This window comes from Streptomyces sp. NPDC015532 (assembly GCF_043078065.1).
Lineage (GTDB): Bacteria > Actinomycetota > Actinomycetes > Streptomycetales > Streptomycetaceae > Streptomyces.
Genome location: NZ_JBIBSY010000002.1, coordinates 381407 through 407635 on the forward strand (window position 1 = coordinate 381407; position 26229 = coordinate 407635).

The window sequence follows — 26229 nt, forward strand, 5'->3', positions numbered from 1 at the left end:
CCATGACACGCATCCCGCACTGGCTAGCCCAGCACCTCGCGGCGCTCCGGGTGGTCCTCGTGCTGACTCTCCTGACCGGCCTGGCCTATCCGCTGGCCATGACCGCCTTCGCCCAAGTCCCTTTCCTGGACGGCAAGTCCGAGGTCACCGCCGCCAACGGCAAGGACGCCGGCTCCTCCCTGATCGGCCAGTCCTTCACGGACTCCAAGGGCAACCCGCTCAAGCGGTACTTCCAGTCCCGGCCCTCCAACGCCGGTACGGGGTACGACGCCACGGCGTCCGGGGCCGGAAACCAGGGCCCCGAGTCCGTCGTCGACACAAAAGACAAGCCGAGCCTGCTCACCCTGGTGTGCGGGCGGAGCAAGGCGGTCGGTGAGCTCGAAGGCGTTGACGGCTCCCGCCCGTTCTGCACACCGGAGGGCGTGGGAGCGGTCCTCGGCGTCTTCTACGACGGCGGTACAAGCGGCCAGGTCACCCGGGCCGTCAGCCTCAACCAGGCCTGCCCCGCGAAGCCGTTCCTCGCCACGTACAAAGGTGTTCGCGTCACGTGCGCCGAGCCCGGGGCGGACTACAGCCGCGCCGTGACCGTCCCCGTACGCGGCGACGCCCCGGCGCACCCCGTCGTCCCCGCCGACGCGGTCACCGCGAGCGGCAGCGGGCTCGACCCGGACATCAGCCCGGCGTACGCAAGGCTCCAGGCACCGCGGGTCGCGCACGAGCGCGGTGCGAGCGTGGCCACCGTGCGGAAGCTGATCGCGAAGTACACCACCGGCCGCGGGCTCGGTGTGCTCGGCGAGCCGGGCGTCAATGTCGTCGAGCTGAACATCGCACTCGACCGTACCTACCCCCAGCAGGGAGCCTGATCATGGCGGCCTGGATCCAGGCATCACTCGTCCTCGCCGTGGTGGCGGGACTGCACGTTCCGCTCGGTGACTACATGGCCCGAGCTCTCGACGGCGGCAGGCACCGGCGCGGTGAGAGAGCCCTCTACCGCGTGTGCGGCATCGACCCGGACAAGGAGCAGACCTGGCGGCACTACCTCACGGCCCTGCTCGCCTTCTCCGTCATGAGCGTCGCGGCGCTCTTCGCCCTCTTCACCCTCCAGGGCAAGCTGCCCTGGTCGACGGGTCACGAGGGCATGCCGTGGCGGCTCGCGCTGCACACCGCCGTCTCCTTCACGACGAACACCAGCTGGCAGAACTACGCCGGCGAGTCGGCCACCGGTCACCTCGCGGTCATGGCGGGCCTGGGCGTCCAGGCGTTCGCGTCGGCGGCGGTCGGCCTCTGCGTGGCCCTCGCCCTGGTCCGGGGCCTGGTCCGGCGCGGCACCGACGACCTCGGCAACTTCTGGGTCGACCTGCTGCGCACGATCGTCCGCGTCCTGCTCCCGTTGGCGGTCGTCGGCGGCCTGATCCTGATGGCGGGCGGTGTGATCCAGAGCCTGGGCGCCGGCCACACCATCACCACGGTCGCGGGCGCCAAGCAGACGATCCTCGACGGACCGGTCGGATCCTGGGAGCCGATCAAGCTGTTCACGGGTGACGGCGGCGGCGTCTTCAACGCCAACAGCGCCCACCCCTTCGAGAACCCGAGTGCCTGGACCAACGCCTTCGAGATCGTGCTCATGCTGCTGATCCCGACAGCCTGTATCCGCATGTTCGGCCGGCTGATCGGCAGCCTCAGGCAGAGCTGGACCCTGCTCACGGTGGTCGGCATCCTGTTCGGCCTGCTCCTCGCGGCCGGAACGCTGGCCCAGTCCGCGCACAGCGGCACGGTCACCCAGGCGGTCGGCGGCCAGTACGAGGGCACGGAGACCCGCTTCGGCATTCCCGGCTCGACATTGTTCGGGGTGGGGGCCACAGGATCGGCCGACGGCGCGGCCAACTCCTCGTACGACAGCTACTCCAGCCTCGGCGGCGGTGTGCTGCTGTCCGCGATGATGCTCGGCGAGATCGCACCCGGCGGCACCGGCAGCGGGCTCTACGGTTTGATCGTGGTGGTCCTGGTGGCCGTCTTCATCGGGGGTCTGATGGTCGGCCGCACACCCGAGTACCTGCGCAAGCGGATCGGGTTCGGGGAGATGCGCTGGGTCGTGGTGTACGCGCTGATCGCGCCCACCGTCATCCTGGCGTGCACGGGTATCGCGCTCGCCTTCGGCGACGGGCGGACCTCGATGGGCAACCCGGGGGCGCACGGTCTGACCGAGCTGATCTACGCCTACACCAGCAACGCGAACAGCAACGGCAGCGCGATGGCGGGCTTCAACGGCGCCACCGACTTCCACAACCTCTTGATGGTGGTCGCGATGCTGGCAGGGCGGTACCTCCCGATGGTCGCCGTGCTGGCGCTGGCCGGACGGCTCGCCAGGCAGCAGCCGGGCATCGTCACGGTCGGCACGCTGCGTGCCCAGGGCGTCAACTTCGTCGTCCTTGCCACTGCCACGGCCGTCGTCCTGGCACTGCTCAACTTCCTGCCGGCGCTGTCCCTGGGTACCATCGCCGACGGCCTGCTGTAGCCGCCCGGGCACCGGCTGAGCCTGCGGGACTTCACAGACTCAGCCGGTACGGCACGACGCAGACGACGACGTCGGTACGGGCGCGCAGCGCGGCGGCCAGCAGGAGGCCGCGCTGATTCTGGAGGATCTGGTAGCGGCGGTGGCGCGGCTCGACCTCGGGGATGAGGACGGCGATCTGCCGTCCTTCCTTCTCCGCCCGGCGGACGTAGTCGATGATCGGTTCCACGAGGGAGCGTTGCGGGCTGTCGATGACGTCCAGGCGTACGCCGGGATTCCAGCGGGCCCAACTCTCCTCCAGGGCAAGGGCTTTGGCGGGATCTCCGTGTACGGCGACCGCGACGACGTCGTGACCGAGCGCGCGGGCGGCCGTCAGCGCGTGCTGGGTGAGCTTGCTGACCTCACCGACCGGCACGATGACGAGGGAGTCGGTGATCCGCACCGGCGGCGGGATCTCCCCCAGCCCGAGTTCCCGGCCGGCCTCCGTGTAGTACCGCTGGACTCGGGCGAACAACAGCATGAGCAGCGGGATGGCGACCACCACCCAGGCTCCCTCCAGGAATTTGGTGGCCAGCAGGACGATGCCCGCCACGGCCGTCAGTACCGCGCCGATCCCGTTCAGCACCGCGCGCCGCAGCCAGCCGGGCGACCGCTCCTGCCTCCAGTGCCGTACGAGCCCGATCTGACTGATCGTGAAGCCGATGAACACCCCGATCGCGAACAGCGGGATCATCCGGTGCGTGTCCGCGTTCACGGCGATCAGCAGCAGCGCCGCGAGCAGGGCGAGGGCCACCACTCCCCAGCGGTAGACGGGGCGTTCCTTGCGCAGCCCGAACAGGTGCGGCAGCCGGTGGTCCTTGGCCAGCAGGCTCATCAGGACGGGCAGTCCACCGAAGCTGGTGTTCGCGGCGAACGCAAGAGCGACTGTGACGATGAGATTGGTCGCGTAGTACGCCCAGCCCGTCCCGTACGAACCCGCCGTGAGCTGCGCGAGTACAGTTACGCCGCCGCGGGGGGCCACGTGGTCACGGCGGATCAGCACGGCAAGACCGATCAGCATCAGCCCGAGCAGCGCGCCCAGCATCAGCTCGGTGCGCTGCGCCCGCTTGACGCGCGGCTCGCGGCTCGCGGCTCGCGGAAGGCGGGTACCCCGTTGGCGATGGCCTCCACTCCGGTCAGCGCGGAGCAGCCCGAGGAGAACGCCTTCAGAAGCAACAACACGCCCAATGCCTCGGTGGCGTGGACGGGTTGGTCGGTCCCGACGACGGCCACCGGGTGCGGGCGCAAAAGCCCGAGCACGACGATGCCGAGGATGCTCACGATGAACAACACCGTGGGCAGCATCAGTACCCGCGCGCTCTCTGCCACCCCCCGCAGGTTCACGACCGTGAGCAGAGCGAGCCCGGCGAGGCAGAGTTCGAGCAGATACGAGCCGAGCGAGGGGAAGGCGGACGCGAGACTGACGGTCACGGTGAGCACGTAGTCCACGACGAGACTGGCCGCCGCGAGGTAACTCGTCCTGGGGCCGAGATCCTTCTTGGCCACCGCGTAGGCGCCACCGCCGTCCGGGTGAACGGCGATCACCTGCCCGTAGGACACGACGAGCACCGCCAGCAGCGCGGCGATGACCAAGGTCACCGGCAGTGTCGCGGTCAGCGCCCCGGTCCCGGCGGCGATCAGGACGAGCACGATCGCCTCGGGCCCGTACGCCACCGAGCTCAACGCGTCCAGGGACAGGGCGGCGAGCCCTTCAAGACTGGTGAGGTGGTGCCGTTCGCCCTCTCCTGGCAGCAACGGAACCTTCGGCCGCAGTTCGCGGCGGGCCAGACCGTACGCCATCGGGGACCTCGCGGTGCAGAGTGTGGGGGGATCAGGGCTGTTCGAGGCCAGTGTGACCACGCCATCACGACGAGGAGCGTCAAGGACGCGCCAAGGCTTCGCACCTCGTCAGGGAATGCTTCATGACTGTGCTGGGGAAGCCCCCTTGCCGGAAGTCGGGTCGGAGCCGTGCGGGCCGCCCGGCCGGGTCGAAGCCGGCTGGGGGGTGGCGGTCGCCGGGAGGTCCGGGCGGACGGGCAGGGGATCGGGTGCGGCCGGGACGGTGAGCACCATGGTGAGTCCGCCGCCGGGGGTGTCCTCGGCGTCGAGCGTGCCGCCCATCGCCTCCGCGAAGCCGCGTGCCACCGCCAGGCCTAGGCCCACTCCGGTGCCGCGGGGGGCGTCTCCATACCGCTGGAACGGCTCGAAGATACGGTCCTTGGCCTCGTCCGGGACACCCGGCCCCCGGTCCACCACGCGCACCTCCACCCGGTCGGCCATGGCACTCGCGGACACCAGGACCCGCTCGCCGGAGGGGCTGTACTTGACCGCGTTCTCCACGAGGTTGGCGACCGAGCGTTCCAGCAGGCCGGGGTCGACGGCGACCATGGGCAGGGTTTCCGGGATCTCCAGTTCCACGCTGTCCTCGGGGACCCCGCCGAGCGCCATCGGAACCACCTCGTCGAGGTCGATCTCGCGTATGAGCGGGGTGACCGTACCGGTCTGGAGGCGGGACATGTCGAGCAGGTTGCCCACCAGGTGGTCGAGGCGGTCCGAGCCCTGTTCGATGCCCTCCAGCAGCTCGGCCCGGTCCTCCTCCGACCAGGCCACGTCGTCGGACCTGAGAGAGGAGACGGCTGCCTTGATCGCGGCCAGCGGTGTGCGCAGGTCGTGGCTGACGGCGGCGAGCAGTGCGGTGCGGATGCGGTTGCCCTCTGCCAGCGTGCGGGACTGGTCGGCCTGGGACTGCAGCCGCTGCCGGTCCAGGACCACCGCGGCCTGGGCGGCGAACGCCGCCAGTACGCGTCTGTCCTCGGCCGGCAGGACCCGCCCCGACAGGGCCAGTGCCATACGGTCGCCGACCGGCATGTCGACGTCCGCGTCCTCCGGCCGCTCGACACGCGGGCGCGGGCCCACACTGCCGGCGCAGGTCCAAGGAGCCACGTCACTCTCCCTCTCCAGGAGCGCGACCGACTCCATGGCGAAGGTCTCCCGGACCCGCTCCAGCAGCTCCTCCAGGCTGGTCTCGCCGCGCAGCACGCTGCCCGCCAGGAAGGAGAGGATCTCCGACTCGGCCCGCAGCCGCGCCGCCTGGTGCGTGCGCCGGGCCGCCAGGTCCACGACGGAGGCCACCGACACGGCGACCCCGACGAAGATCGCGATGGCGACGATGTTCTCGGGGTCGGCGATCGTCAGGGTGTGGACGGGCGGGGTGAAGAACCAGTTCAGCAGCAGGGAGCCCACAACGGCCGAGGCCAGTGCGGGGTAGAGGCCTCCCAGCAGGGCCGCGGCCACCGTCATCGCCAGGAACAGCAGCATGTCGTTGGCGAGGCCGACTTCGGGTGTCGCGCTGGTGAGCAACAGCGTGAGAAGTGCGGGGCCGGTCACGCCGACGAGCCAGCCCCAGATGACGCGGGACCGGCCGAGCCGCCTGCTCCGGACCACGGGCAGTCCGCGTCCCTTGCCTGCCTCGTCGTGAGTGATCAGGTGGACATCGAGGTCGGGACCCGAGTCGCGGGCCACCGTCGCGCCGACGCCCGGCCCGAAGACGTACTGCCAGGTCTTGCGACGAGACACCCCGAGGACGATCTGGGTGGCGTTGACCCCGCGCGCGAAGTCGAGGAGCCCGGTGGGGACATCGTCGCCGATGACGTGGTGGAAGGTGCCGCCGAGGTCCTCCACGAGGGTGCGCTGGATCGCCAGTTCCTTCGGCGAGGCGTTGGTCAGTCCGTCGCTGCGGGCGATGTAGACGGCCAGTACCTCGCCGCCGGCACCCTTCTCTGCGAGCCTTACGGCGCGGCGGATCAGCGTGCGGCCCTCGGGACCGCCGGTGAGTCCGACGACGATCCGCTCCCGGGATCCCCAGATCTTGGAGACCCGGTGTTCGCTGCGGTACTCGGTCAGGTATTCGTCTGCCCGGTCGGCGACCCACAGCAGCGCGAGTTCACGCAGGGCCGTGAGATTGCCCGGCCGGAAGTAGTTGGACAGGGCCGCGTCGACCTTGTCGGGCTTGTAGATGTTGCCGTGCGCCATCCGGCGGCGCAGCGCGGGCGGCGACATGTCGACCAGCTCGATCTGGTCCGCCCGGCGTACGACTTCGTCCGGGACCGTCTCCTGCTGCCGGATGCCGGTGATGGACTCGACGACGTCGCACAAGGACTCCAGGTGCTGAATGTTCACGGTGGAGATGACGTCGATACCTGCGGCGAGGAGTTCCTCGACGTCCTGCCAACGCTTGGTGTTGCGAGAACCGGGGATGTTCGTGTGGGGCAGTTCGTCGACCAGGGCCACCTGTGGGCGCCGGGCCAGCACCGCGTCCACGTCCATCTCCGTGAAGACGGTGCCGCGGTACTCCAACTCCTTGCGCGGAACCTGTTCCAGCCCGTTCAGCATCACCTCGGTGCGCGGCCGGTGGTGGTGTTCCACGAACGCGACCACGCAGTCGGTGCCCCGCTCGACGCGGCGGTGCGCCTCGGAGAGCATCGCGTACGTCTTGCCGACCCCCGGTGCCGCACCGAGGTAGATCCGAAGCTTGCCGCGTGCCATCTTCTCGTCTCTTCGTCTCTATGGGCGAGGCCGTGGGGTGCCAAGGGTGGTCTCGAAAGGAATCCGGCCGGGATCACGTCGGGAGTTGCAGCCAGGGACTCAGCGTTCGAAGCGGTAACCAATGCCGGGTTCGGTGATGAGGTGACGGGGGTGGGCAGGATCTGTCTCCAGCTTGCGGCGGAGTTGGGCCATGTAGACCCGCAGGTAGTTGCTCTTGTCGCTCTGGCTGGTCCCCCACACCTCCTGCAGCAGCTGCCTCTGCGTGATGAGCCGGCCGGGGTTGCAGACCAGGATCTCCATCAGATGCCACTCTGTCGGTGTGAGGCGTACGTTGTGCCCGGCGCGAGTCGCCTTCTTGGCGAGCAGGTCGAGAGTGAAGGCGTCCGTCGTGACGAATGTCGTCTCGGGGGCCAGGGGAATGTCCCCGGTGCGGCGGACGGCGGCGCGCAGCCGGGCCAGCAGTTCGTTCATGCTGAACGGTTTGGTGATGTAGTCGTCGGCGCCCGCGTCGAGCGCGGCGACCTTCTCGTCGGAGGCCCTGCGCGCGGACAGCACCAGGATCGGTACGCGTGTCCAGTCGCGGAGGGCTTTGATGACGTCCGCGCCGTCCATGTCGGGCAGCCCGAGGTCGAGCAGGACCACGTCTGGCTGCCGGGATGCTGCGATGCGCAGGGCGGTGGTGCCGTCGGGGGCCGCTTCCACGCCGTACTTGCGGGCCTGCAAGTTGATCACGAGGGCCCGGACGAGCTGAGGGTCGTCCTCCACCACCAGTACCCGGGTCATCGGTGTGTGCCTTCCCTGTGGGACGGAGGGCCGGATCCTGTGGAACCGGTTTCGTGAACGCGGGAGTCGACGAGCCGGGGTGTCTTCCCCGGTCGCCAACTCCCGCGCGGTGCGCATAAGGCCATCAGCTCTTCGCCACGAGTTCCTTGAGCGCGATGTTGAGTTCGAGGACATTGACGCGGGGTTCGCCGATGAAGCCGAGGGTCCGGCCGTCGGTGTGCTCGTCGACCAGCTTCCGCACCTGGGCGACAGGCAGGTGGTTCTTCTCGGCGACACGGTGGACCTGGATGTCCGCGTATTCCGGGGAAATGTCCGGGTCCAGACCGGAGCCGGAGGAGGTGACCGCCTCGGCGGGCACGTCCGCGGGCTTGACCGTGTAACCGGGGACCGAGTTGTCCTTGATGACAGCGGCCTTGGCGTCCTTGACCCACTTGACCAGGTCGGCGTTGTCACCGGACCGGTTGGTGGCGCCGGACAGGATCAGCTTGTACTGGGCGTTGACACTGTTGGTCCCCAGACCGTTCTGCGGACGGCCCTGGAACCACTTCAGGTCCGGCTCCGGGGTCTCCTGGCCCTTCTTCAGCGGCAGGTTGTACACCTGCCCGATGAGCGAGGAGCCGACCACCTTGCCGTCCGCCTTGATCTCCGAGCCGTTCGCCTTGCCGGGGAGGAGCCCTTGGGCGATACCGGTGACGGCGAGCGGATACAGCACACCGCACACGACGGTCAGGACGAGCAGTGCGCGCAGGCCGGCCCAGAGCAACCGGGCCGTGTTGGTTACCGAGTTGTTCATGGGGATCAGCCGATTCCGGGGATGAGGGAGATGAGCAGGTCGATGATCTTGATGCCGATGAACGGGGCGACCAGGCCGCCGAGTCCGTAGATCCCGAGGTTGCGGCGGAGCAACTTGTCGGCGCTCACCGGGCGGTACTGCACACCCCGCAGGGCGAGCGGCACCAGCGCGATGATGATCAGCGCGTTGAAGATGACGGCGGAGAGGATGGCGGAGTCGGGCGAGGACAGGTGCATGATGTTGAGCTTGTCCAGGCCCGGGTAGACGGCGGCGAACAGCGCCGGGATGATCGCGAAGTACTTGGCGACGTCGTTGGCGATGGAGAACGTCGTCAACGCGCCCCGGGTGATCAGCAGTTGCTTGCCGATCTCGACGATCTCGATGAGTTTGGTGGGGTTGGAGTCCAGGTCCACCATGTTCCCGGCCTCCTTGGCGGCCGAGGTTCCGGTGTTCATGGCCACGCCGACGTCGGCCTGGGCGAGCGCGGGGGCGTCGTTGGTGCCGTCGCCGGTCATCGCGACGAGCTTGCCGCCGGCCTGTTCCCGCTTGATGAGCGCCATCTTGTCCTCGGGGGTGGCCTCCGCGAGGAAGTCGTCGACGCCCGCCTCCTCGGCGATCGCCTTCGCGGTCAGCGGGTTGTCGCCCGTGATCATGATGGTCTTGATGCCCATGCGGCGCAGTTCCTCGAACCGCTCCCGCATGCCGTCCTTGACGACGTCCTTGAGGTGGATGACCCCGAGGACCCGGGCTCCCTGCTCATCCTCGACGGCGACCAGCAGCGGGGTGCCGCCCGCCTCGGAGATCCGGTTGGCCAGGGTGTCGGCGTCCGTCGAGACAGTACCGCCCTGTTCCTTGACCCAGGTGATGACCGAACCGGCCGCGCCCTTGCGAATCTTCCGGCCGTCGACGTCCACGCCGGACATGCGGGTCTGGGCGGTGAAGGCGATCCACTCCGCGCCCACGAGTTCGCCCTGGTGGCGCTCGCGCAGACCGTACTTCTCCTTCGCCAGGACGACGATGGAACGGCCCTCGGGTGTCTCGTCGGCCAGCGAGGAGAGCTGGGCCGCGTCGGCGACCTCGGCCTCGGTCGTCCCCGTCACCGGCACGAACTCCGACGCCTGCCGGTTGCCCAGCGTGATGGTGCCGGTCTTGTCGAGGAGCAGGGTGGAGACGTCACCGGCGGCCTCGACCGCACGACCCGACATCGCCAGGACATTGCGCTGCACCAGGCGGTCCATGCCCGCGATGCCGATCGCGGAGAGCAGGGCGCCGATGGTGGTCGGGATCAGACACACCAGCAGGGCCACCAGCACGACCATCGTGAGGTGGGTGCCGGCGTAGTCCGCGAACGGCGGCAGAGTGGCCACCGCGAGCAGGAAGACGATCGTGAGCGAGGCGAGCAGGATGTTCAGCGCGATCTCGTTGGGCGTCTTCTGCCGGGCCGCGCCCTCGACCAAGGCGATCATCCGGTCGATGAAGGTCTCGCCGGGCTTCGTCGTGATCTTGACGACGATCCGGTCGGAGAGGACCTTCGTGCCGCCGGTGACCGCGGACCGGTCGCCGCCGGACTCCCGGATGACCGGGGCGGACTCGCCGGTGATGGCCGACTCGTCGACGGACGCGACGCCCTCGACCACATCGCCGTCGCCGGGGATGATGTCGCCCGCCTCGCAGACGACCAGGTCACCGATCTTCAGCTCGGTGCCGGGCACGTGCTCCTCGCGGTCACCCACCAGACGTCGGGCCACCGTGTCGGTCTTGGCCTTGCGCAGGGTGTCCGCCTGCGCCTTGCCGCGCCCTTCGGCCACCGCCTCGGCCAGGTTGGCGAAGACGACGGTGAGCCACAGCCAGGCACTGATCGCCCAGCCGAACCAGTCGCCCGGGTCCTTGAAGGAGAACACCGTCGTCAGCACGGAGCCGACCAGGACGACGAACATCACGGGCGACTTGACCATCACCCGCGGGTCCAGCTTGCGGAACGCGTCCGGCAGCGACCTGATCAGCTGCCTGGGGTCGAACAGACCCGCGCCGACCTTTCCTTCGTCCTTGTGGCCGGTCGGCACATCGCTGTGCGGCGCCCGAGTAGGAGTAGTCGTGGACACAGCGTCCTCTTGGTTGTCTATGCGAGTGGTCATGACGCCAGCCCCTCGGCCAGCGGGCCCAGCGCGAGGGCCGGGAAGTAGGTCAGACCGGTGATGATCAGGACCGCGCCCACCAGCAGACCGGTGAACAGCGGCTTCTCGGTCCGCAGGGTGCCCGCGGTCGCCGGGACCGGCTTCTGCTCGGCGAGCGAACCCGCCAGCGCCAGGACGAACACCATCGGCAGGAATCGGCCGAGCAGCATGACCAGACCGATCGTGCTGTTGAACCACTGCGTGTCCGCGTTCAGGCCCGCGAACGCCGAACCGTTGTTGTTGGCACCCGAGGTGTAGGCGTAGAGGATCTCGGAGAATCCGTGCGCGCCGCTGTTGGTCATCGAGTTGCCCGGGGTCGGCAGGGCCATCGCCGCCGCCGTGAAGATCAGCACCAGTGCCGGGGTGATCAGGATGTAGCAGGCCGCGAACTTGATCTCGCGGGTGCCGATCTTCTTGCCCAGGTACTCGGGGGTGCGGCCGACCATCAGGCCGGCGATGAACACCGCGATGATCGCCATGATCAGCATGCCGTAGAGGCCGGATCCGGTGCCGCCGGGCGCGATCTCGCCGAGCTGCATGCCCAGCATGGTGATGCCGCCGCCGAGGCCGGTGAACGAGGAGTGGAAGGAGTCCACCGCGCCCGTCGAGGTCAGCGTCGTCGCCACCGCGAAGATCGACGAGGCGCCGACACCGAAGCGCGTCTCCTTGCCCTCCATCGCCCCGCCCGCGAGGTCGAAGGCCGGACCGTGGTGATGGAACTCGGTCGCCATCATCAGCGCGGTGAAACCGATCCAGATGGTGACCATGGTGGCGAGGATGGCGTAGCCCTGGCGGACCGAGCCGACCATGACACCGAAGGTGCGGGTCAGCGCGAACGGGATCACCAGGATGAGGAAGATCTCGAAGAGGTTCGAGAACGGGGTGGGGTTCTCGAAGGGGTGGGCGGAGTTGGCGTTGAAGTAGCCGCCGCCGTTGGTACCGATCTCCTTGATCGCCTCCTGCGAGGCGACCGCACCGCCGTTCCACTGCTGCGAGCTGCCGAAGAACTGTCCGACCTCGTGGATGCCGGCAAAGTTCTGGATCGCGCCGCACGCCACCAGCACGACCGCGGCGACCACCGACAGCGGCAGCAGGATACGGACCGTTCCACGCACCATGTCGGACCAGAAGTTGCCCAGCTCACCCGTCCGCGATCGAGCGAAGCCGCGGACGAGAGCCACCGCCACCGCCATGCCGACGGCCGCGGAGACGAAGTTCTGCACGGCCAGACCGGCCGTCTGCACGACGTGGCCCATGGCCTGCTCGCCGTAGTACGACTGCCAGTTGGTGTTCGTCACGAACGACGCGGCGGTGTTGAACGCCTGGTCCGGATCGATTGCCGTGAAGCCCAGTGACCCAGGCAGATGCCCCTGCAGGCGCTGAAGGAGATAGAGGAAGAGGACGCTGACGGCGGAGAAGGCGAGGACACCGCGCAGGTACGCGGGCCAGCGCATCTGCGCATTCGGGTTGGCGCCGATGCCCTTGTAGATCCACTTCTCGACGCGCAGGTGCTTGTCGGAGGAGTAGACCCGGGCCATGTAGTCGCCGAGGGGACGGTAGGCGAGTGCCAGTGCCGCTATGAGAGCGAGCAGCTGGAGCACGCCGGCGAGAACGGGACTCATATCGCGGCTCAGAACCTCTCCGGGAAGACAAGGGCGAGGACGAGATAACCCAGCAGGGCGACGGCCACGATCAGGCCGACAATGTTTTCGGCGGTCACAGCTTCGTCACCCCCTTGGCGACGAGGGCCACCAGCGCGAACACCGCGATCGTGGTGACGACGAAGGCCAGGTCGGCCATCGTGAGCTCCTAGAAGAGGTTCGGATCGAACGGACGATTAGAGGTAACCGTCTCTCTGGCCGAATTCGAGCGTCGTTGACGGCTCCCATACGGAGGCTCGGACACCTTTGACGGAACTCTTACGTCCGGGTCATCCATCTGCCGGAAACGCTCGCCCATCCGCCTGAGACATCGACGGTCGGCGCCGTCGAGGTGCGGGAATCTCCCTTTCCGGCAGCCCATGCCACGCCCTGGCGTCAAGAGCGAGCAGGGTGCCCATCAGAGTCGCGTCAAGGCAGGCGCTTCCGGCTTCCCGGGTCTCTACCTTCGGCAGCATGGAACGCCACCACGACGCGCGACACGACGCGGTCCACACTCCTCCAGAGCCGCCTGCGGAGGTGGCGTGGGACCGCCTCTGGGCAAGGAATCTGCGCAGCTCGATCCGCTGCGCGGCCGTACTGCTCACCACTCTCCTGCTGCTCGACTGGGGGGCGGGCACGTTCACCCCCCTGCGCGGCGCGCTGTGGGTCGGTCTCGGCGTGCTCCTGTTCCTGGTGCTGTACCCGCCCAGGGTCAGCGTGGGCAAGGGCTGGCTGGCCTCACGCGGACTGCTGCGGAAGCGGCGGGTTCGCACCGACCTGCTGGTGTCGGTGCGCTGTCTGGACGGCGTCTCGCAGCGGCTCCTCCTGCGGGATGCGTCCGGTGTGCGGGTCGAGATCAACCCCCAGGTCCTGGTGGACAACCCCGACCTGTGGCACCGCCTGGAGGAGGACGCCCAGAAGTCGGCGGCGTCCGGATCACTCATGTGCGGGGCGACCGCGCTTCGCCGGGTCTCGGAGCGGATCGACCGCGAGACCGCCCTGACCGTCTTCAAAGTCTCCGGCCTGGACTGAGCGCACGCTCCGTCGGACTCGCCTGCCCACCGAATGTGGCTGCACCCCGGACATGAGGATGCCCAGCAAGTTGTCAGCCGTCCATCACCGGCCCAGCCGTGTCGAGGGCCGCACCCGTCTGGTCGGCGAGGGTGACCGCGACCAGGCGTGCCTGGTGCGGCGGTACGGGGCCCGGGCCGGGGGTCAGCATGAAGCGGCCCAGGTAGTGGCCGTTGCCGTGGGTACGCAGCTCGATCTCGCCGTCCGGCCATCCGCTCGCGTCGAGGTCCCAGCGCCGCCGCCCGACCGCCAGGTTGCCGTCCTGTTCCAGGCGCGGCGGCTGCCCCATCAGGGTGCCGTACTCGAAGCGGCAGCCGCGCAGGCCGAGGAGTTCGGTCAGCTCCCGCCGGACGTGGTCGACCACGGTGTCCGAGGACTTCGCGGACTGGGCGAGCTCGGCCGTCTCGTGAATCCGGGCCAGGTATCCCGCGTCCGTCACGGTGATCACTTCGAGGCGGCGGGCGCGGGCCGCGAGCTGGGACACGATCAGGCCGACGATCAGCAGCAGAACGGCCGTCTCGATGTCCGCGGACGCGGCGATGTCGAAGGTCTGATACGGACGGGTGAGGAAGAAGTCGAACCAGGCCGCCGCCGACAGCGCCGCGAGCACCCCCGCCGTACGGCTGCCGATCGCCGCGACCGCGACGACCACCACGACCAGGATCAGTGCCTCGTTCGTACGCGACAGATCCGTTCGGAAGGGCACGAGGGCGAGTGCAACCACGAACGGGCCCAGGAGACCCGCCACCAGGGCGAGCCGGTCCCGTATCGGATATCCGGTCGTCATGCCGCCACCTCCTGCGCTCGTCACGACGGCTCCGAGCCCCTGTGCCCTGGCGCTCACGAGTCCTGGTGTGCCACTTTCGGTGTTCATGCGATGCCTCCTACGCTCTGCGGATCACCGGGGTGCTCCGCCCGCTCGGCGAGCGGCAGGGACAGCACCATGGTCAGGCCGCCGCCGGGGGTGTCCTCCGGGGTGAGAGTGCCGTCCATCGCCTCGGTCAGCCCCCGGGACAGGGCCAGGCCCAGTCCGAGGCTGGTGGTGTTGTCGGTGTCGCCCTGTCGCTGGAAGGGTTCGAAGAGCCGGTCGCGGTCCGTGGTCGGCAGGCCGGGTCCACGGTCGATGACACGCACTTCGACGCGGCCCACGTGCGCGCTGGCGGTCAGCAGCACCTTGCGGTCCACCGGGCTGTGCCGGGCGGCGTTGGCGACAAGGTTGGCGATCACCCGTTCCAGCAACGGTGGATCGGCCAGCACGGCCGGAACGTTCTCCAGGTCCGCCACCTCGACCTCGGGGGTGTCCGTCAGCGCGGCCGGCAGGACCTCGTCCAGCGTGGTGGCCCGCAGATTGAGGGTAAGGACCCCGGCCTGGAGGCGGCTCAGATCGAGGAGGTTCTCCACCAGCCGGTTCAGTCTGGCCATGGACTCGTCCGCGGTGGCGAGGAGTTCGTCCCGGTCCTCGTCGGAGAAGTCGACGTCCCGGCTGCGCAGCGAGGAGACCGCGGCCCAGCCCGCCGCGAGAGGCGTACGCAGGTCGTGACCGACCGCCCGCAGCAGCGCCGTGCGCATCCGGTCGGCGGCCTTGACCGGTTCGACCTCGGCGGCGGCCTCGGCGAGCCTGGCCCGTTCGACGGCCGAGCCCACATGCGCGGCGAACGCGGCGAGGACGCGCCGCTCCGACGACGGAAGGCTGCGACCGCGCAGAACCAGGAAGGCGCCGGGTCCCGCGGGCACGACCGTGGCGCCGTCGTCTCCGGGCGGCTCGTCCACCAGCTCCACGGAGTCCATGCCGAAGGTCTCGCGCGTCCGTTCCACCAGCGCCGGGATCGTCGCTCCGCCCCGCACGATGCTGCCGGCGAGCGAGGACATCGTCTCCGCCTCCGCCGTGGCCCGCGCCGAGCGCCGTGACAGGCGCAGCGAGCGGTCCACGACGGTGGCCACGACGGCGGCGACCACCGCGAAGACCGCCAGCGCCAGCAGTGCGTTCGGGTCGCTCAGCGTGAACCGGCCGATGGGCGGGATGAACCAGTAGTTGAGCAGCAGGGACGCCGTGACCGAGGCGATCACCGCCGACACGACCCCACCTATGCAGGCAACGCCCACCACGGTGAGCAGGAAGAGCAGGGCCTCGCTGGTGAGGTTGAGCCGGTCCCGGGCCGTGTCCGGATTCAGCAGGAGGGTGAGTGCCACGGGCAACAGCAGTCCGGCGACCGGGCCCGCGATCCTGCGTACGGTCGAGAGGGTGCGGCGGCGGGAAGGCAGCAAGGTGCCGCGCCCGGCACGTTCGTGGGTGACCGTGTGGACGTCGATGTCGCCGGAGAGTCCGACCACGGTCTCACCGGTGCCGCGTCCGGTGACGAAGCGTTCGATGCGGCCGCGGCGGCTGGTGCCGAGGACGAGCTGGGTGGCGTTCTCGGCGCGGGCGAAGTCCACCAGCGCCGTGGCGACGTCGTCGCCGACGACCGAGTGGTAGCTGCCGCCGAGGTCCTCGATCAGCCGCCGTTGCCGGGCCAGGGAGGCGTGCGAGGCACCCGCGGCGAGACCGTCGCTGCGGGTCACGTGCACGGCGAGCAGGTCACCGCCCGCCGACCTGTCCGCGATCCGTGCGGCCCGCCGGATAAGGGTGTCTCCCTCCGGCCCGCCGGTGAGGGCCACGACCACCCGTTCCCTCGTCTCCCACACCCCGCCGATGTTGTGCTCGGAGCGGTACGACTGGAGCGCCTCGTCCACCCGGTCGGCGACCCACAGCAGGGCGAGCTGGCGCAGGGCGGTCAGGTTGCCGGGGCGGAAGTAGTTGGCGAGAGCGGCGTCGATCTTCTCGGGGGCGTAAATGTTCCCGTGCGCCATCCGGCGGCGCAGTCCCTCCGGCGGGATGTCGACGAACTCGATCTGCTGGGCCCGTCGTACGACCTCGTCGGGCACCGTCTCGCGCTGCGGCACCCGCGTGATCTTCTCGACGACGTCGTTGAGGGACTCCAAGTGCTGGATGTTCAGCGCCGTGATGACGTCGATCCCGGCGGCGAGCAGTTCCTCGATGTCCTGCCACCGCTTGGGATTGCGGCCGCCGCCCGGCACGTTGCTGTGGGCGATCTCGTCCACCAGCGCGACCTGCGGGCGGCGCGCGAGGACGGCTGCCAGGTCCATCTCCTCGAAGTCCCCGCCGCGATAGGAGCAGGGCGTACGCCGGACGACCTCCAGGCCGTCGAGCATCATCTCCGTGCCGGGGCGCCCGTGGCACTCCACGAACCCGACCACCACGTCCGCGCCGCGCGCCGCCCGGCGTCGCCCCTCGTCTAGCATGCGGTAGGTCTTGCCGACCCCGGGTGCGGCGCCGAGATAGACCTTCAACCGTCCGGGCCGTACCTCGCCCGCATCAGGGGGTACACCCCCTGCGACGGGCCGTACCTCGCCCCCGCCGGTCCGTACGTCGCTCATATCGGTCCGTACGTCACTCATCGCAGCCGACGCGCTCCACTCACTGGCGATCGATTCCCCGGAGGGAAGGGTTGCTTCCCCTACCGAACCTCTTGCGCGCGTCGCTCGGCGCGCTCCCTGACGCATCCTTGGCGCCGGTCACGTGGAATTGACACTGCTTTGACGGGCACCGGCCCGATAGGGTGAAAGCGGTGTGCCGGGAAGTCTGGTCGGCGGGGAGCCACAAGGTCTCCTTCTCATGACCAGAGGGATGCCATGCGCGCGGTAGGGACAGTTCTGGCTCTCGTGGTCCTCGCCACCGTGGTGGCCACCTTCGCTCGCCATTGGCGTATCCCCGCGCCCTCCCTGCTCGTGATCGCAGGCCTCGCCGTCGCCCTGCTGCCGGGCACCCCGGAGATCCAGATCAGCCCCGAGATCATCGGCCTCGTCGTCCTGCCACCCCTTCTGTACGCGAGCGCCGAGGAACTGCCCTGGCGCGACCTGCGCGCCGTGTGGAAACCGGTCGGAGTCCTGTCCACGGGCCTGGTCCTTGCCTCGGCGGCCGCGGTCGGGGCGGTCGCCTCCCTGGTCACGCCGCTGTCGTGGCAGATGGCGTTCGTGCTGGGAGCCGTGCTGGCGAGCACCGACCCGGTGGCGGTGACCGCGCTGGGCAGACGGCTGGCGCTGCCGCCCAAGGTGCAGGTGCTGGTGCAGGCCGAGAGCCTCTTCAACGACGCGACCTCTCTCGTCCTCTTCCGGGTCGCGGTGAGCGTCGCCGTGGCATCGGCAGCGGCCGGCTGGGGTGCGGCAGCGAGTGAGTTCGCGCTGCTGGCGGGGGGCGGCATGGTCATCGGTGCCGCGGTCGCGGGCGTGGTGACGCTGATCCGGCGCCGAACCGAGGACCCGGTCCTGGAGACGGTGATCGCGCTGGTCACGCCCTACGCGGCCTACGTCCTGGCCGAGGCCGCGCACGCCTCGGGTGTCACCTCGGTGGTGATCGCCGGAGTCGTCCTGGGCGGACGGGGCGACGGCCTCACCAACGCCCGCATCCGCCTCCAACTCCACGCCGTCTACGGCACGGTGGTCTTCCTGCTGGAGAGCGTCGTCTTCAGCCTCATCGGGCTCGCCCTGCCGGCGCAGGTGCAGGCGCTGTCCGACGCCGACGGCGCCTGGCCCCTGTACGCGCTCGCCGTCGCCGCAACGCTCGTCGCCATGCGCCTGTTGTGGCTGGCGCCGCTGTCCGCCGTGGTACAGCGCAAAGGCGGGATCCAGCGGATGAACTGGCGGGTTCCGGTCGTCCTGACCTGGGCCGGCACCCGCGGCGTGGTCCCCCTGGCCGCCGCCCTGTCCATCCCCGTGACCATGGAGGACGGTTCCACGCTCTCGGAACGCCCCCTCGTCCTCGTCCTGACCACCTCGGTCGTGGTCGTCACGCTCGTCGTCCAGGGCTTCACGCTGGTTCCGGTCGTCCGCCGCTCGGGCATCGCCCTCGAACCCGACCACACCGAACGCGAGGAGGCCGCCGCCCGCTGCAGCCTGGCGAACGCGGGCCTGAGCCGGCTGGACGAGATATCCGAACTGGAAGCTGTCCCCGACGTCGTCCTCGACCGGCTCCGCCGCGGCCTGACGGCCCGCCTCGACGACGCGAGCGATCGCCTGGGGCAGGCCGACGGCGACGGCACTCCGGCGGAATCCGCTGATCTCACCTACCGCCAGCTACGACGTGACCTGATCACGGTGGAGGAGGCCGAGCTCCAGCGCCTCTACGACCGACACCGCATCAGCGACACGACCCGCCGCCGCCTGCAACGCTCGCTGGACCTGGAGGAAGCCCGGCTCGCGGACGCGCACGGGCTGACCCGAGATTGAGGCCGAGCGCGGGCAGTCGATCGCCTAGACGAGTAAGTCCGAACCCCGCCTGAGCCGCGGTGCGTGTGCATCCGATCGTTCCGTTTACAGAACGTTCTGTTTATGGAACGCTAGTCGCGTCACGACAATGCATCACCGGCGCGGTAGGGGCGGAAAGCTATGGAACTGGCCCAGGAGGTGGGCGAGCGGCTGCGCCGTCTGCGCCAGGACGGCGGCCTTTCGCTGTCGGAACTGGCCCGCCGCTCCGGCGTCGGCAAGGGCACGCTCTCGGAACTGGAGACCGGCCGGCGCAATCCGACCCTGGAGACGCTGTACGCGCTGACCACGGCCCTCGAGGCGCCGCTAAGCACGGTCGTCGGCCCCGCCCCGGTGCAGGGCGCGGCGGTGCACGCGGTGCTGACGGACCGCGTGCAGGACGCGGCTGCGGTGTCGGAGGTGTATCGCATCCGCATTCAGAGCGGCGCGGTGCAGCGGTCGGCCGCTCATGTGCCGGGCACGGAGGAGCACTTGCTGGTCTTCAGCGGCACGGCGCGGGTTGGTCCCGCCTCCGCCCCGATCGAGGTGGGCCCGGGCGGCCATGCCCGGTGGGCGGCGGATGTACCGCATCAGTACGAGGCGGTGGGGAGGGATGTGGAGGGGGTGTTGGTGGTGCGCTACCCGGTGGAATGAGATTCCTGCGCCGCACCGCCCTGCGCCAGGCCACGACCACCGCCGATCGGCCGTGGGATCCACCGCTGCGGCAGGAGGCCGACAGCATCCAGTCCGTAGTCCCGGGTCTGATGGTCGGTCTGACAAGGGCAGGAACAGCCAGGCCTGCCGGGGCTATTGGGTGGTGATTTCATGCAAAGCCAGCTACGTCATCGAGAGACAGGATGATCCCAGTACATGCCTATACGTATAGCGCGCCCGGACGAACTACCTGCCCTCGTCCAGCACCCCGACCAGCCCGAGCGCAACGCCGGGACAGCCGCCTACCTCACCGACCTACTTGCCAAGAAGTGCACCCGGCCGGAGTGGTGCCTGGTCGCGGAGGACGAGGCCGGTCGGCTCACCGCGGCCACCGCGCTATGGACCCTCCCCGGGAACGACGTCCCGATGGCCCTGGTGCTCCTTGAGACACCGTGGGACGAACCCGGCCTGGCCACCGGCCAGGCGCTGCTGGCCGAGGCCGTCGCCCTGGCCGACTCGCTCGGCGCCACGGAGCTGGAGCACGTCACCGACTCGCCGACGCAGCCGCCGCAGTACCAGGCGGAGCCGGAACGGCGCGCCGAGCTTCTCCGTCTGGCGGGCTTCGAGCGGGCCCGTGACGGTCGCCGCTTCCGCCGCCGCTCCGGGGCAGAACTCACTTCGCATGATGACCGATTGACCTGGCATTCCCTGCCCAGTCTGGGCCGTGAGCCGTTCATCGCTCTCCTCGCCGAGGCGCTGCCGACCAGCGCCGACGCCCAACTCGCCGCCAAGGTCGCCCGGCATGGCGCCCGGCGTGCCGCGGAGAGCCTCTTCGCGGACATGGAGGAGTTCTTGTACGAGCCCTCGTGGTGGGAACTCGGCTACGCTCCGGACGGCACGCCGGCTGCCCTCAGCCTTCCCGCCCGAAACCCCTCGACCGCGGTGATCGGCCTGGTGGCGGTGTCTCCCGCCTGCCGCGGCAACGGCTACGCGACGGCGGTGGTGGCCCGCGGCACGCGACTGCTGGTCGAAGCGGGCGCCGAGGAGATCCGCGGCGACTGCGACGCGGCCAACACCGCCATGATCATGGCTTTCGAACGGGCAGGCTACGAGAACTTCGCCGACCGCCAGGAGTTCACCCGCCGGTTGTGAGCGGGGGCCGCTCCCGCGCCGTAACGAATGCTGAGCGGCCCCTCCCCACCCCGGTTGGTAGGGCTGGACGAGTAGGTCCGAAGTCCTGCGGGCGTAAAGGAGAAGGGTCTCGTTGATCGTTGTGTGACGAACGACAGCGAGACCCTTCTGACCGCCCTGTACGTGAAGATCGACGACGAGCCGGCGGGACCACGACGGCTGGGCAGACCCCCGGTGTTGACCGACTCCGAGCTCGTGTGCCTCGCGCTCGCCCAGTCGCTGCTCGGCTTCACGTCCGAGACGCACTGGCTGCGCTACGCCGGCAAGCACCTCACCGGGATGTTCCCGTACCTCCCTCAGCAGTCCGGCTACAACAAGCCGCTGCGGTCCCCGCTCGGCCTGGTCAAGCGGGTCATCCGGATGCTGGCGAAGTCGAGCGACTTCTGGCTGGACTGCTCGACCAGGCCCTGCGGTCCCTGCTGCGACACCCGAACTGCTCCTTCATGCTGTTCCCGCCGCGTGGCGACCGCCGGATCCATCTTCACAGGCCCCCTGCCCGGCCTCTCGGCGAGCGGCCTTGCTGCCCTCCTCGACCGGGTGCGGGCCAAGGGTCGGCATGCCGAGGTCGGCCACCGCCGCGCCCCTTCGGCAGGCCGTCCTGGTGGTGCGGCGGCGCACCACCAGGGCACCGAGTCCGGCGACCACGGTGAGCACCGCGAGGGCCGGCATCCACAGTGCGCCGATCGCGGAGGTGACGCCGATGCCGCCGAGGACGACCAGGATCGGTCCCCCGCAGCACACCGCACAGGCGGCGATCGTGGCCGCGCCGACGCCGAGAATGCCCCAAGAGCGGGACGGACGGGGTCCGGAAGGGGTCCGCTCGGCGAGCAGCAGCCCGGCGTCCTCGTAGAAACGCAGCGTCGTGGCCGGAACGCCGGATCGTTCGGCCAGCTGGGAGATGCGGTAGGTCGTCACACCGCCGACGGTAAACCTTCGACCCGACTCGAATGTCAAGCGTCGTTCGCCTGCTTGCCCTGCACCGCGTCGGGATCGCCGGCTGGGGACGCGCGACTTCTCTCGCATCCATACCGTCAGCGACGAACGCCCCGAGCGTCTCAGCGGAACTCGGCGAGCCGTGGCCGCAGCCCGAGGGCGGTGAGCGCGGCCACCGATGCCAAGGCTCCCAGGGCCCCCGGCAGTAGATCTTCCACTGAGGAGCGGCCTGCCTGGACCGACGCGGTGAAGTGCCGGCGGTTGATGTCGGTCACCTTGTCCAGCGCCGTCATCCAGGCCCCGAAGTGCGCGTTGGACGTGCCCGCCTCCCAGCCCATGCAGAACGCGACGGCCTCGCGTTCCCTGCCCTGCGTGAGCAGGGCACGGATCTTGCGGTCGTCGCGTTGGTACACGGCGTACGTCTCGACCGTCCTCTCCGCCGCGGTTCGCTCGCCGGCGAAGGTGACGTTGTCGAGTTCTCGCCGGAACTCGCCGGTGAAGCGCAGGTCGCCGTGGTCGGAGCGGTATGCCCGCCATGTCGTGGCGAGTTCGTCGTCGTAGGTGGCGAGGGTGGCGCCCTTGAGCCCGTACAGCTCCTGCGACTTGGCGAGGAAGGTCTGCGCGTACTGCTCCCGGCGCTCGGGGTCGAGGAGATAGCGGCTCTCGTCGGCGTTCGCGGCGTAGGCGATCGCGCGGGCGCGGGAGAGCGCGACGACGGAGTCGAACGCGTCACGCCGTGCCCCGCGCAGATGCTCGGCGGTGGCCGACAGCGCCTGGACGCCGAGGAGGACGGCGAGCAGCGCGCAGACCGTGGCGGCCAGGACGCCGGGGTTGAGGATCCGGTGGAAACGGCGGGCCAGGTACCACTGGAGAACGCCGAGGGAGAGGAGGAGCAGTACGCCGAGAACGATGGCGGAGGTGAGCTGGGTCGCCAGGGCCGAACGGGCCTGTGCGTACCGCGTGTTGAACGCGCTGTCGTTGGAGTCCACCAACTTCCGCGCGTCTGGGAGGAGTTGATTGCGTAGCAGGTCGGTGGCCTTGCGGTAGTCCACAAGGGCGGCCGGCTTGCCCCCGGTTCGGCCGTCGTTCTCCAGGGCTCGCCCGATGAGCTCTTGGTACTCGGCGAAGTCGTCGGTCAGGGACTCCACGGTGTGCTCGTCGGTGCGGTCGCCCTGGGCGGCGACGGCGAGTGTGCGCAGGTCGTGGCCGATGGTGCGGCGGGCGTCGCCGTAGAAGCCGACCGCCTTCGCGTACGGCGTCGCCAGGCGCCCTTGGCCCGCGTTACCGCTGGACAGAAGAATGTTGGCGGCCTGCGCGTCCATGTCGTTCAGGGCGAGGTCGAGGTCGGCGGCGCTGGTGGTTCGGGGCGCGTCCCGTCCCGCAACGGCGTCCCAGGTACTGATGGCGGCGACCCCGGCCGACGCGAGCAGCAGGGCCAGGGCGACGGCGAGCGAGACCGTGGTCATACGCAGGAGACGCAGCCGCGCGGGCAGGGTGGCCCAGTAGCGGCGGCGCACAGCAGCCCAGGCTGCTATGGCCCGGCGCCGGAGGCGATGACGCCCCGGGACACCCGGCCGCGGACCCCCTCCGGGCCGCGGGCCGGGTGCACCCCCGGGCCGGGCGACAGGTCCGTGCTGCGGCTGTGCGCCGGTCCCGGCCGCCGCCTCAGGACTGCGCGTGGTGACGGCCATGGGGTCCCCCTGTTCAGCGAAGCCGAAACCCTGGGGAGGCCACAGCTCTCCGGCGTCACGCCACGGACGATCGCCCGTGTCCCCGGTGTCGCCCAGTCTGGGACCGGTCTCGGGCACCTGTGCCGTTCGTTGACGATGTCCTGACGCTTTCTCAGGTGGCTTTGACGACGCCTTGACGTCACCCACCGGCCGGCCGTAAGAGAGGCGCAAATTCCTTGCTCGACAGGACAGTTCGAAGGTGCGGCCGGGCTAGATTTCCCTCGGTCGCCGGAGAGGCCTCGGACGTCAGTGGCCTGACCGCTTCCCTCCCGGAAGCACCCGCGGACGCCTTCCTCGCCCGAGGGCGTCCGAATGGCCTCCCCGGCGGCCGAGCACGCGGCGGCGTTGTCGTCGTCATCGCGCCGCCGATGCCCGTGCGCAGCTCTGCGGTGCCGGGATCCAGGCACCGCAGAGCCCGCCGGCCACCAGTTCCCATGTCAGCTCGACCGGTCGTCGGCGCGCCCCGGTGCGCTCGTGCCGGTTCCCCACCGAGGCTCGAAGGTCCCGATGATTCCCGCCGCTCCCCAGCAGGCTCCGCCGACCCGACCACAGCGCGCCCCCCAATCGAGGGGAGAAGCGAAACGCCGGGCACCGAGCGGTCTGTTCGAGCCCGCGCAACTCGTGCAGTCCTTCCCCGAGGCACTTCGTAAACTGCACCCTCGGGTCCTGGTGAAGAACCCGGTGCTGTTCGTCGTCTCCGTGGGAGCCGTCCTCACAACCCTGTCCGCGGTGCTCCACCCCGCCGTCTTCACCTGGGTGATCAGCGCCTGGCTGTGGCTGACGGTGATCTTCGCCAACCTCGCGGAGGCCGTCGCCGAGGGCCGCGGCAAGGCGCAGGCACAGGCGCTGCGCAAGGCCCGTACGGACACGGTCGCGCTGCGCCTGCGCCACTGGAGCTACGGCACCGATCTGCGCCACGCCGACACCGAGGCCGTAGCCGCCACCGACCTCAAACCCCTCGATGTCGTGCTGATCGAGGCCGGCGAGCTCATCCCCGCCGACGGCGACGTCATCGACGGTGTCGCCGCGGTGGACGAGTCGGCGGTCACGGGGGAATCCGCGCCGGTCATCAGGGAGTCGGGGGGCGACCACAGCGGCGTCACGGGCGGCACGACCGTACTGTCGGACCGGATCATCGTCCGCGTCAGCGCCCGCCCGGGACACTCCTTCCTCGACCGGATGATCGCGCTCGTCGAAGGCGCCTCCCGGCAGAAGACCCCGAACGAGATCGCGCTGAACATCCTCCTCGCCGCGCTCACCATCGTCTTCCTCCTGGTCGTCATCACCCTCCAGCCGATGGCCGAGTACGCTGACGCCGCCCAGTCCACCACCGTCCTCGTCGCCCTCCTCGTCACCCTCATTCCCACGACCATCGGCGCCCTGCTCTCCGCGATCGGCATTGCGGGCATGGACCGACTCGTCCAGCGCAACGTCCTCGCCATGTCCGGCCGTGCCGTCGAGGCCGCCGGCGACGTGGGCACCCTCCTCCTCGACAAGACCGGCACCATCACCCTCGGCAACCGCGAGGCCGCCGCGTTCGTGCCGCTGCCGGGCATCGAGGAAGGCCAACTCGCCGACGCCGCCCAGTTGTCGTCCCTGGCCGACGAGACGCCGGAGGGCCGCTCCGTCGTCGTACTGGCGAAGGAGCGGTACGGACTACGGGCGCCTGCCGAGGGCGAGCTGAGCCATGCCAGGTGGGTGAGCTTCAGCGCGCAGACCCGGATGAGCGGCGTCGACCTGAGCTGGGACAACGGCGCGGTGTGCGCGATCCGCAAGGGCGCCGCCCAACAGGTCGTCGAGTGGGTGGAGATGTATGGCGGCCATGTCCCGCCCGAGGCGCGCTGGTCGGCGGATTCCGTGGCCTCCTCCGGCGGCACCCCGCTCCTGGTGGCCGTGCACGACTGGAACGGGCCGCGGGTACTGGGCCTGATTCATCTGAAGGACATCGTCAAGGACGGCATCCGCGAACGCTTCACGGAGCTGCGCCGCATGGGCATCCGCACGGTGATGATCACCGGCGACAACCCGCTCACCGCCCGCGCCATCGCCGAAGAGGCGGGCGTGGACGACTACTTGGCCGAGGCGACCCCCGAGGACAAGCTCGCGCTGATCAGACGGGAACAGGAGGGCGGCAAACTCGTCGCCATGACCGGGGACGGCACGAACGACGCGCCGGCGCTGGCACAGGCCGACGTCGGCGTTGCGATGAACACCGGAACCTCGGCCGCCAAGGAGGCCGGGAACATGGTCGACCTGGACTCCAACCCCACCAAGCTCATCGAGATCGTCCAGATCGGCAAGCAACTGCTGATCACCCGGGGCGCGTTGACGACCTTCTCCATCACGAACGACGTGGCGAAGTACTTCGCGATCATCCCCGCGATGTTCGCGGGTGCCTACCCGGGCTTGGAATCACTCAACGTCATGGGCCTGCACAGCCCGACGTCCGCGATCACCTCGGCGATCATCTTCAACGCGCTCATCATCGTCGCCCTGATCCCGCTCGCACTGCGAGGGGTGCGCTACACGCCGTTGTCGGCGCACGACCTGCTGCGCCGCAACCTCATGCTGTACGGCCTCGGCGGCCTCGTCCTGCCCTTCATCGGTATCAAGTTGATCGACCTGCTGATCTCCAGGGTGCCGGGTCTTGGCTGAGCCGCGCACGCTCCCGCACCCCGGCCGTCAAGGACGTGTATGCGCACGTCAGGAGCACATCAGAGAAAGGCCTTCCGGATTGCCCGGGACATTCGCAACCGCTTCCATGGAGTCTGTGAACAGCGCCTGGCTCCTCTTCGACCGGCCGCCGAGTCCCGCTCGGCCGCTCCGTCGTGCGCCGCGCTGCGCGGAAACGTCCGCGTCCTTCTGA

At 69.6% G+C, this 26229-nt stretch carries 18 protein-coding genes and 1 pseudogene; 7 read left to right on the forward strand and 12 right to left on the reverse strand.

From position 1 onward, the window contains the following. Positions 1 to 2: 2 nt before the first annotated feature. Positions 3 to 863, forward strand: coding sequence for a potassium-transporting ATPase subunit C (locus tag ACF07B_RS08125; protein ID WP_392178230.1), 861 nt, complete (start codon positions 3 to 5; stop codon positions 861 to 863). 2 nt (positions 864 to 865) lie between these two features. Beyond that, entirely contained in the window at positions 866 to 2515 is a 1650-nt protein-coding gene (gene kdpA / locus ACF07B_RS08130; RefSeq protein WP_392178231.1) for a potassium-transporting ATPase subunit KdpA, read from the forward strand. Positions 2516 to 2546: 31 nt separating this feature from the next. Here the strand turns inward: kdpA (ACF07B_RS08130) and ACF07B_RS08135 are convergent, their stop codons facing one another. The 8 genes from ACF07B_RS08135 to kdpF form a co-directional block, all read right to left on the reverse strand. After that, positions 2547 to 3596, reverse strand: coding sequence for an amino acid permease (locus ACF07B_RS08135; protein WP_392178232.1), 1050 nt, complete (start codon positions 3594 to 3596; stop codon positions 2547 to 2549). Beyond that, positions 3596 to 4351, reverse strand: coding sequence for an APC family permease (locus tag ACF07B_RS08140; RefSeq protein ID WP_392178233.1), 756 nt, complete (start codon positions 4349 to 4351; stop codon positions 3596 to 3598). Before ACF07B_RS08140 ends, ACF07B_RS08135 begins: the two co-directional genes overlap by 1 nt. 120 nt (positions 4352 to 4471) lie before the next feature. Further along, complete coding sequence (locus tag ACF07B_RS08145; protein ID WP_392178234.1) at positions 4472 to 7096, reverse strand: ATP-binding protein; 2625 nt, start codon at positions 7094 to 7096, stop codon at positions 4472 to 4474. A gap of 99 nt (positions 7097 to 7195) precedes the next feature. Then, positions 7196 to 7879 (reverse strand): response regulator, encoded by a 684-nt coding sequence (locus ACF07B_RS08150; protein ID WP_392178235.1) that lies wholly within the window; start codon positions 7877 to 7879, stop codon positions 7196 to 7198. Positions 7880 to 8003: 124 nt separating this feature from the next. Then, a complete protein-coding gene (locus ACF07B_RS08155; RefSeq protein ID WP_392178236.1) occupies positions 8004 to 8672 on the reverse strand; it encodes a potassium-transporting ATPase subunit C in 669 nt (222 codons plus the stop codon). 5 nt (positions 8673 to 8677) lie between these two features. Next, the gene (kdpB, locus tag ACF07B_RS08160) at positions 8678 to 10807 is read right to left on the reverse strand and encodes a potassium-transporting ATPase subunit KdpB (RefSeq protein WP_392178237.1); all 2130 of its coding nucleotides are present in this window, start codon (positions 10805 to 10807) and stop codon (positions 8678 to 8680) included. Continuing rightward, positions 10804 to 12468 (reverse strand): potassium-transporting ATPase subunit KdpA, encoded by a 1665-nt coding sequence (gene kdpA / locus ACF07B_RS08165; RefSeq protein ID WP_392178238.1) that lies wholly within the window; start codon positions 12466 to 12468, stop codon positions 10804 to 10806. Before kdpA (ACF07B_RS08165) ends, kdpB (ACF07B_RS08160) begins: the two co-directional genes overlap by 4 nt. A gap of 8 nt (positions 12469 to 12476) precedes the next feature. Further along, positions 12477 to 12566, reverse strand: a complete 90-nt coding sequence (gene kdpF / locus ACF07B_RS08170) for a K(+)-transporting ATPase subunit F (RefSeq protein ID WP_055544543.1) — start codon at positions 12564 to 12566, stop codon at positions 12477 to 12479. Between the two features lie 394 nt (positions 12567 to 12960). On the opposite strand from kdpF, the gene ACF07B_RS08175 reads away from it, so the two are divergent. Beyond that, complete coding sequence (locus ACF07B_RS08175; RefSeq protein WP_392178239.1) at positions 12961 to 13518, forward strand: hypothetical protein; 558 nt, start codon at positions 12961 to 12963, stop codon at positions 13516 to 13518. Between the two features lie 73 nt (positions 13519 to 13591). Here ACF07B_RS08175 and ACF07B_RS08180 read toward each other — a convergent pair whose 3' ends face one another. Beyond that, positions 13592 to 14344, reverse strand: a complete 753-nt coding sequence (locus ACF07B_RS08180) for a DUF4118 domain-containing protein (RefSeq protein ID WP_392178734.1) — start codon at positions 14342 to 14344, stop codon at positions 13592 to 13594. An 83-nt stretch (positions 14345 to 14427) separates the two neighbouring features. Continuing rightward, positions 14428 to 17013 (reverse strand): ATP-binding protein, encoded by a 2586-nt coding sequence (locus tag ACF07B_RS08185; protein ID WP_392178240.1) that lies wholly within the window; start codon positions 17011 to 17013, stop codon positions 14428 to 14430. A 234-nt stretch (positions 17014 to 17247) separates the two neighbouring features. On the opposite strand from ACF07B_RS08185, the gene ACF07B_RS08190 reads away from it, so the two are divergent. The 3 genes from ACF07B_RS08190 (at position 17248) to ACF07B_RS08200 (ending at position 20661) form a co-directional block, all read left to right on the forward strand. Next, positions 17248 to 18840, forward strand: a complete 1593-nt coding sequence (locus ACF07B_RS08190) for a Na+/H+ antiporter (RefSeq protein WP_392178241.1) — start codon at positions 17248 to 17250, stop codon at positions 18838 to 18840. Between the two features lie 159 nt (positions 18841 to 18999). Next, entirely contained in the window at positions 19000 to 19509 is a 510-nt protein-coding gene (locus tag ACF07B_RS08195; RefSeq protein WP_392178242.1) for a helix-turn-helix domain-containing protein, read from the forward strand. A 216-nt stretch (positions 19510 to 19725) separates the two neighbouring features. Next, positions 19726 to 20661: a GNAT family N-acetyltransferase gene (locus ACF07B_RS08200; protein ID WP_392178243.1), complete on the forward strand. Its 936-nt coding sequence runs from the start codon at positions 19726 to 19728 to the stop codon at positions 20659 to 20661. An 837-nt stretch (positions 20662 to 21498) separates the two neighbouring features. Here the strand turns inward: ACF07B_RS08200 and ACF07B_RS08205 are convergent. Both ACF07B_RS08205 and ACF07B_RS08210 read right to left on the reverse strand, forming a co-directional pair. Beyond that, positions 21499 to 21615 (reverse strand): annotated as a pseudogene (locus tag ACF07B_RS08205) (MerR family DNA-binding transcriptional regulator); the annotation flags it as partial. A gap of 140 nt (positions 21616 to 21755) precedes the next feature. Beyond that, the gene (locus ACF07B_RS08210) at positions 21756 to 23150 is read right to left on the reverse strand and encodes a hypothetical protein (RefSeq protein ID WP_392178244.1); all 1395 of its coding nucleotides are present in this window, start codon (positions 23148 to 23150) and stop codon (positions 21756 to 21758) included. A gap of 720 nt (positions 23151 to 23870) precedes the next feature. Here ACF07B_RS08210 and kdpB (ACF07B_RS08215) point away from each other — a divergent pair. Next, positions 23871 to 26018 carry a potassium-transporting ATPase subunit KdpB gene (gene kdpB, locus ACF07B_RS08215; RefSeq protein WP_392178245.1) on the forward strand — a complete coding sequence of 716 codons (2148 nt, stop codon included), beginning with the start codon at positions 23871 to 23873 and terminating at the stop codon, positions 26016 to 26018. Positions 26019 to 26229 lie beyond the last annotated feature (211 nt).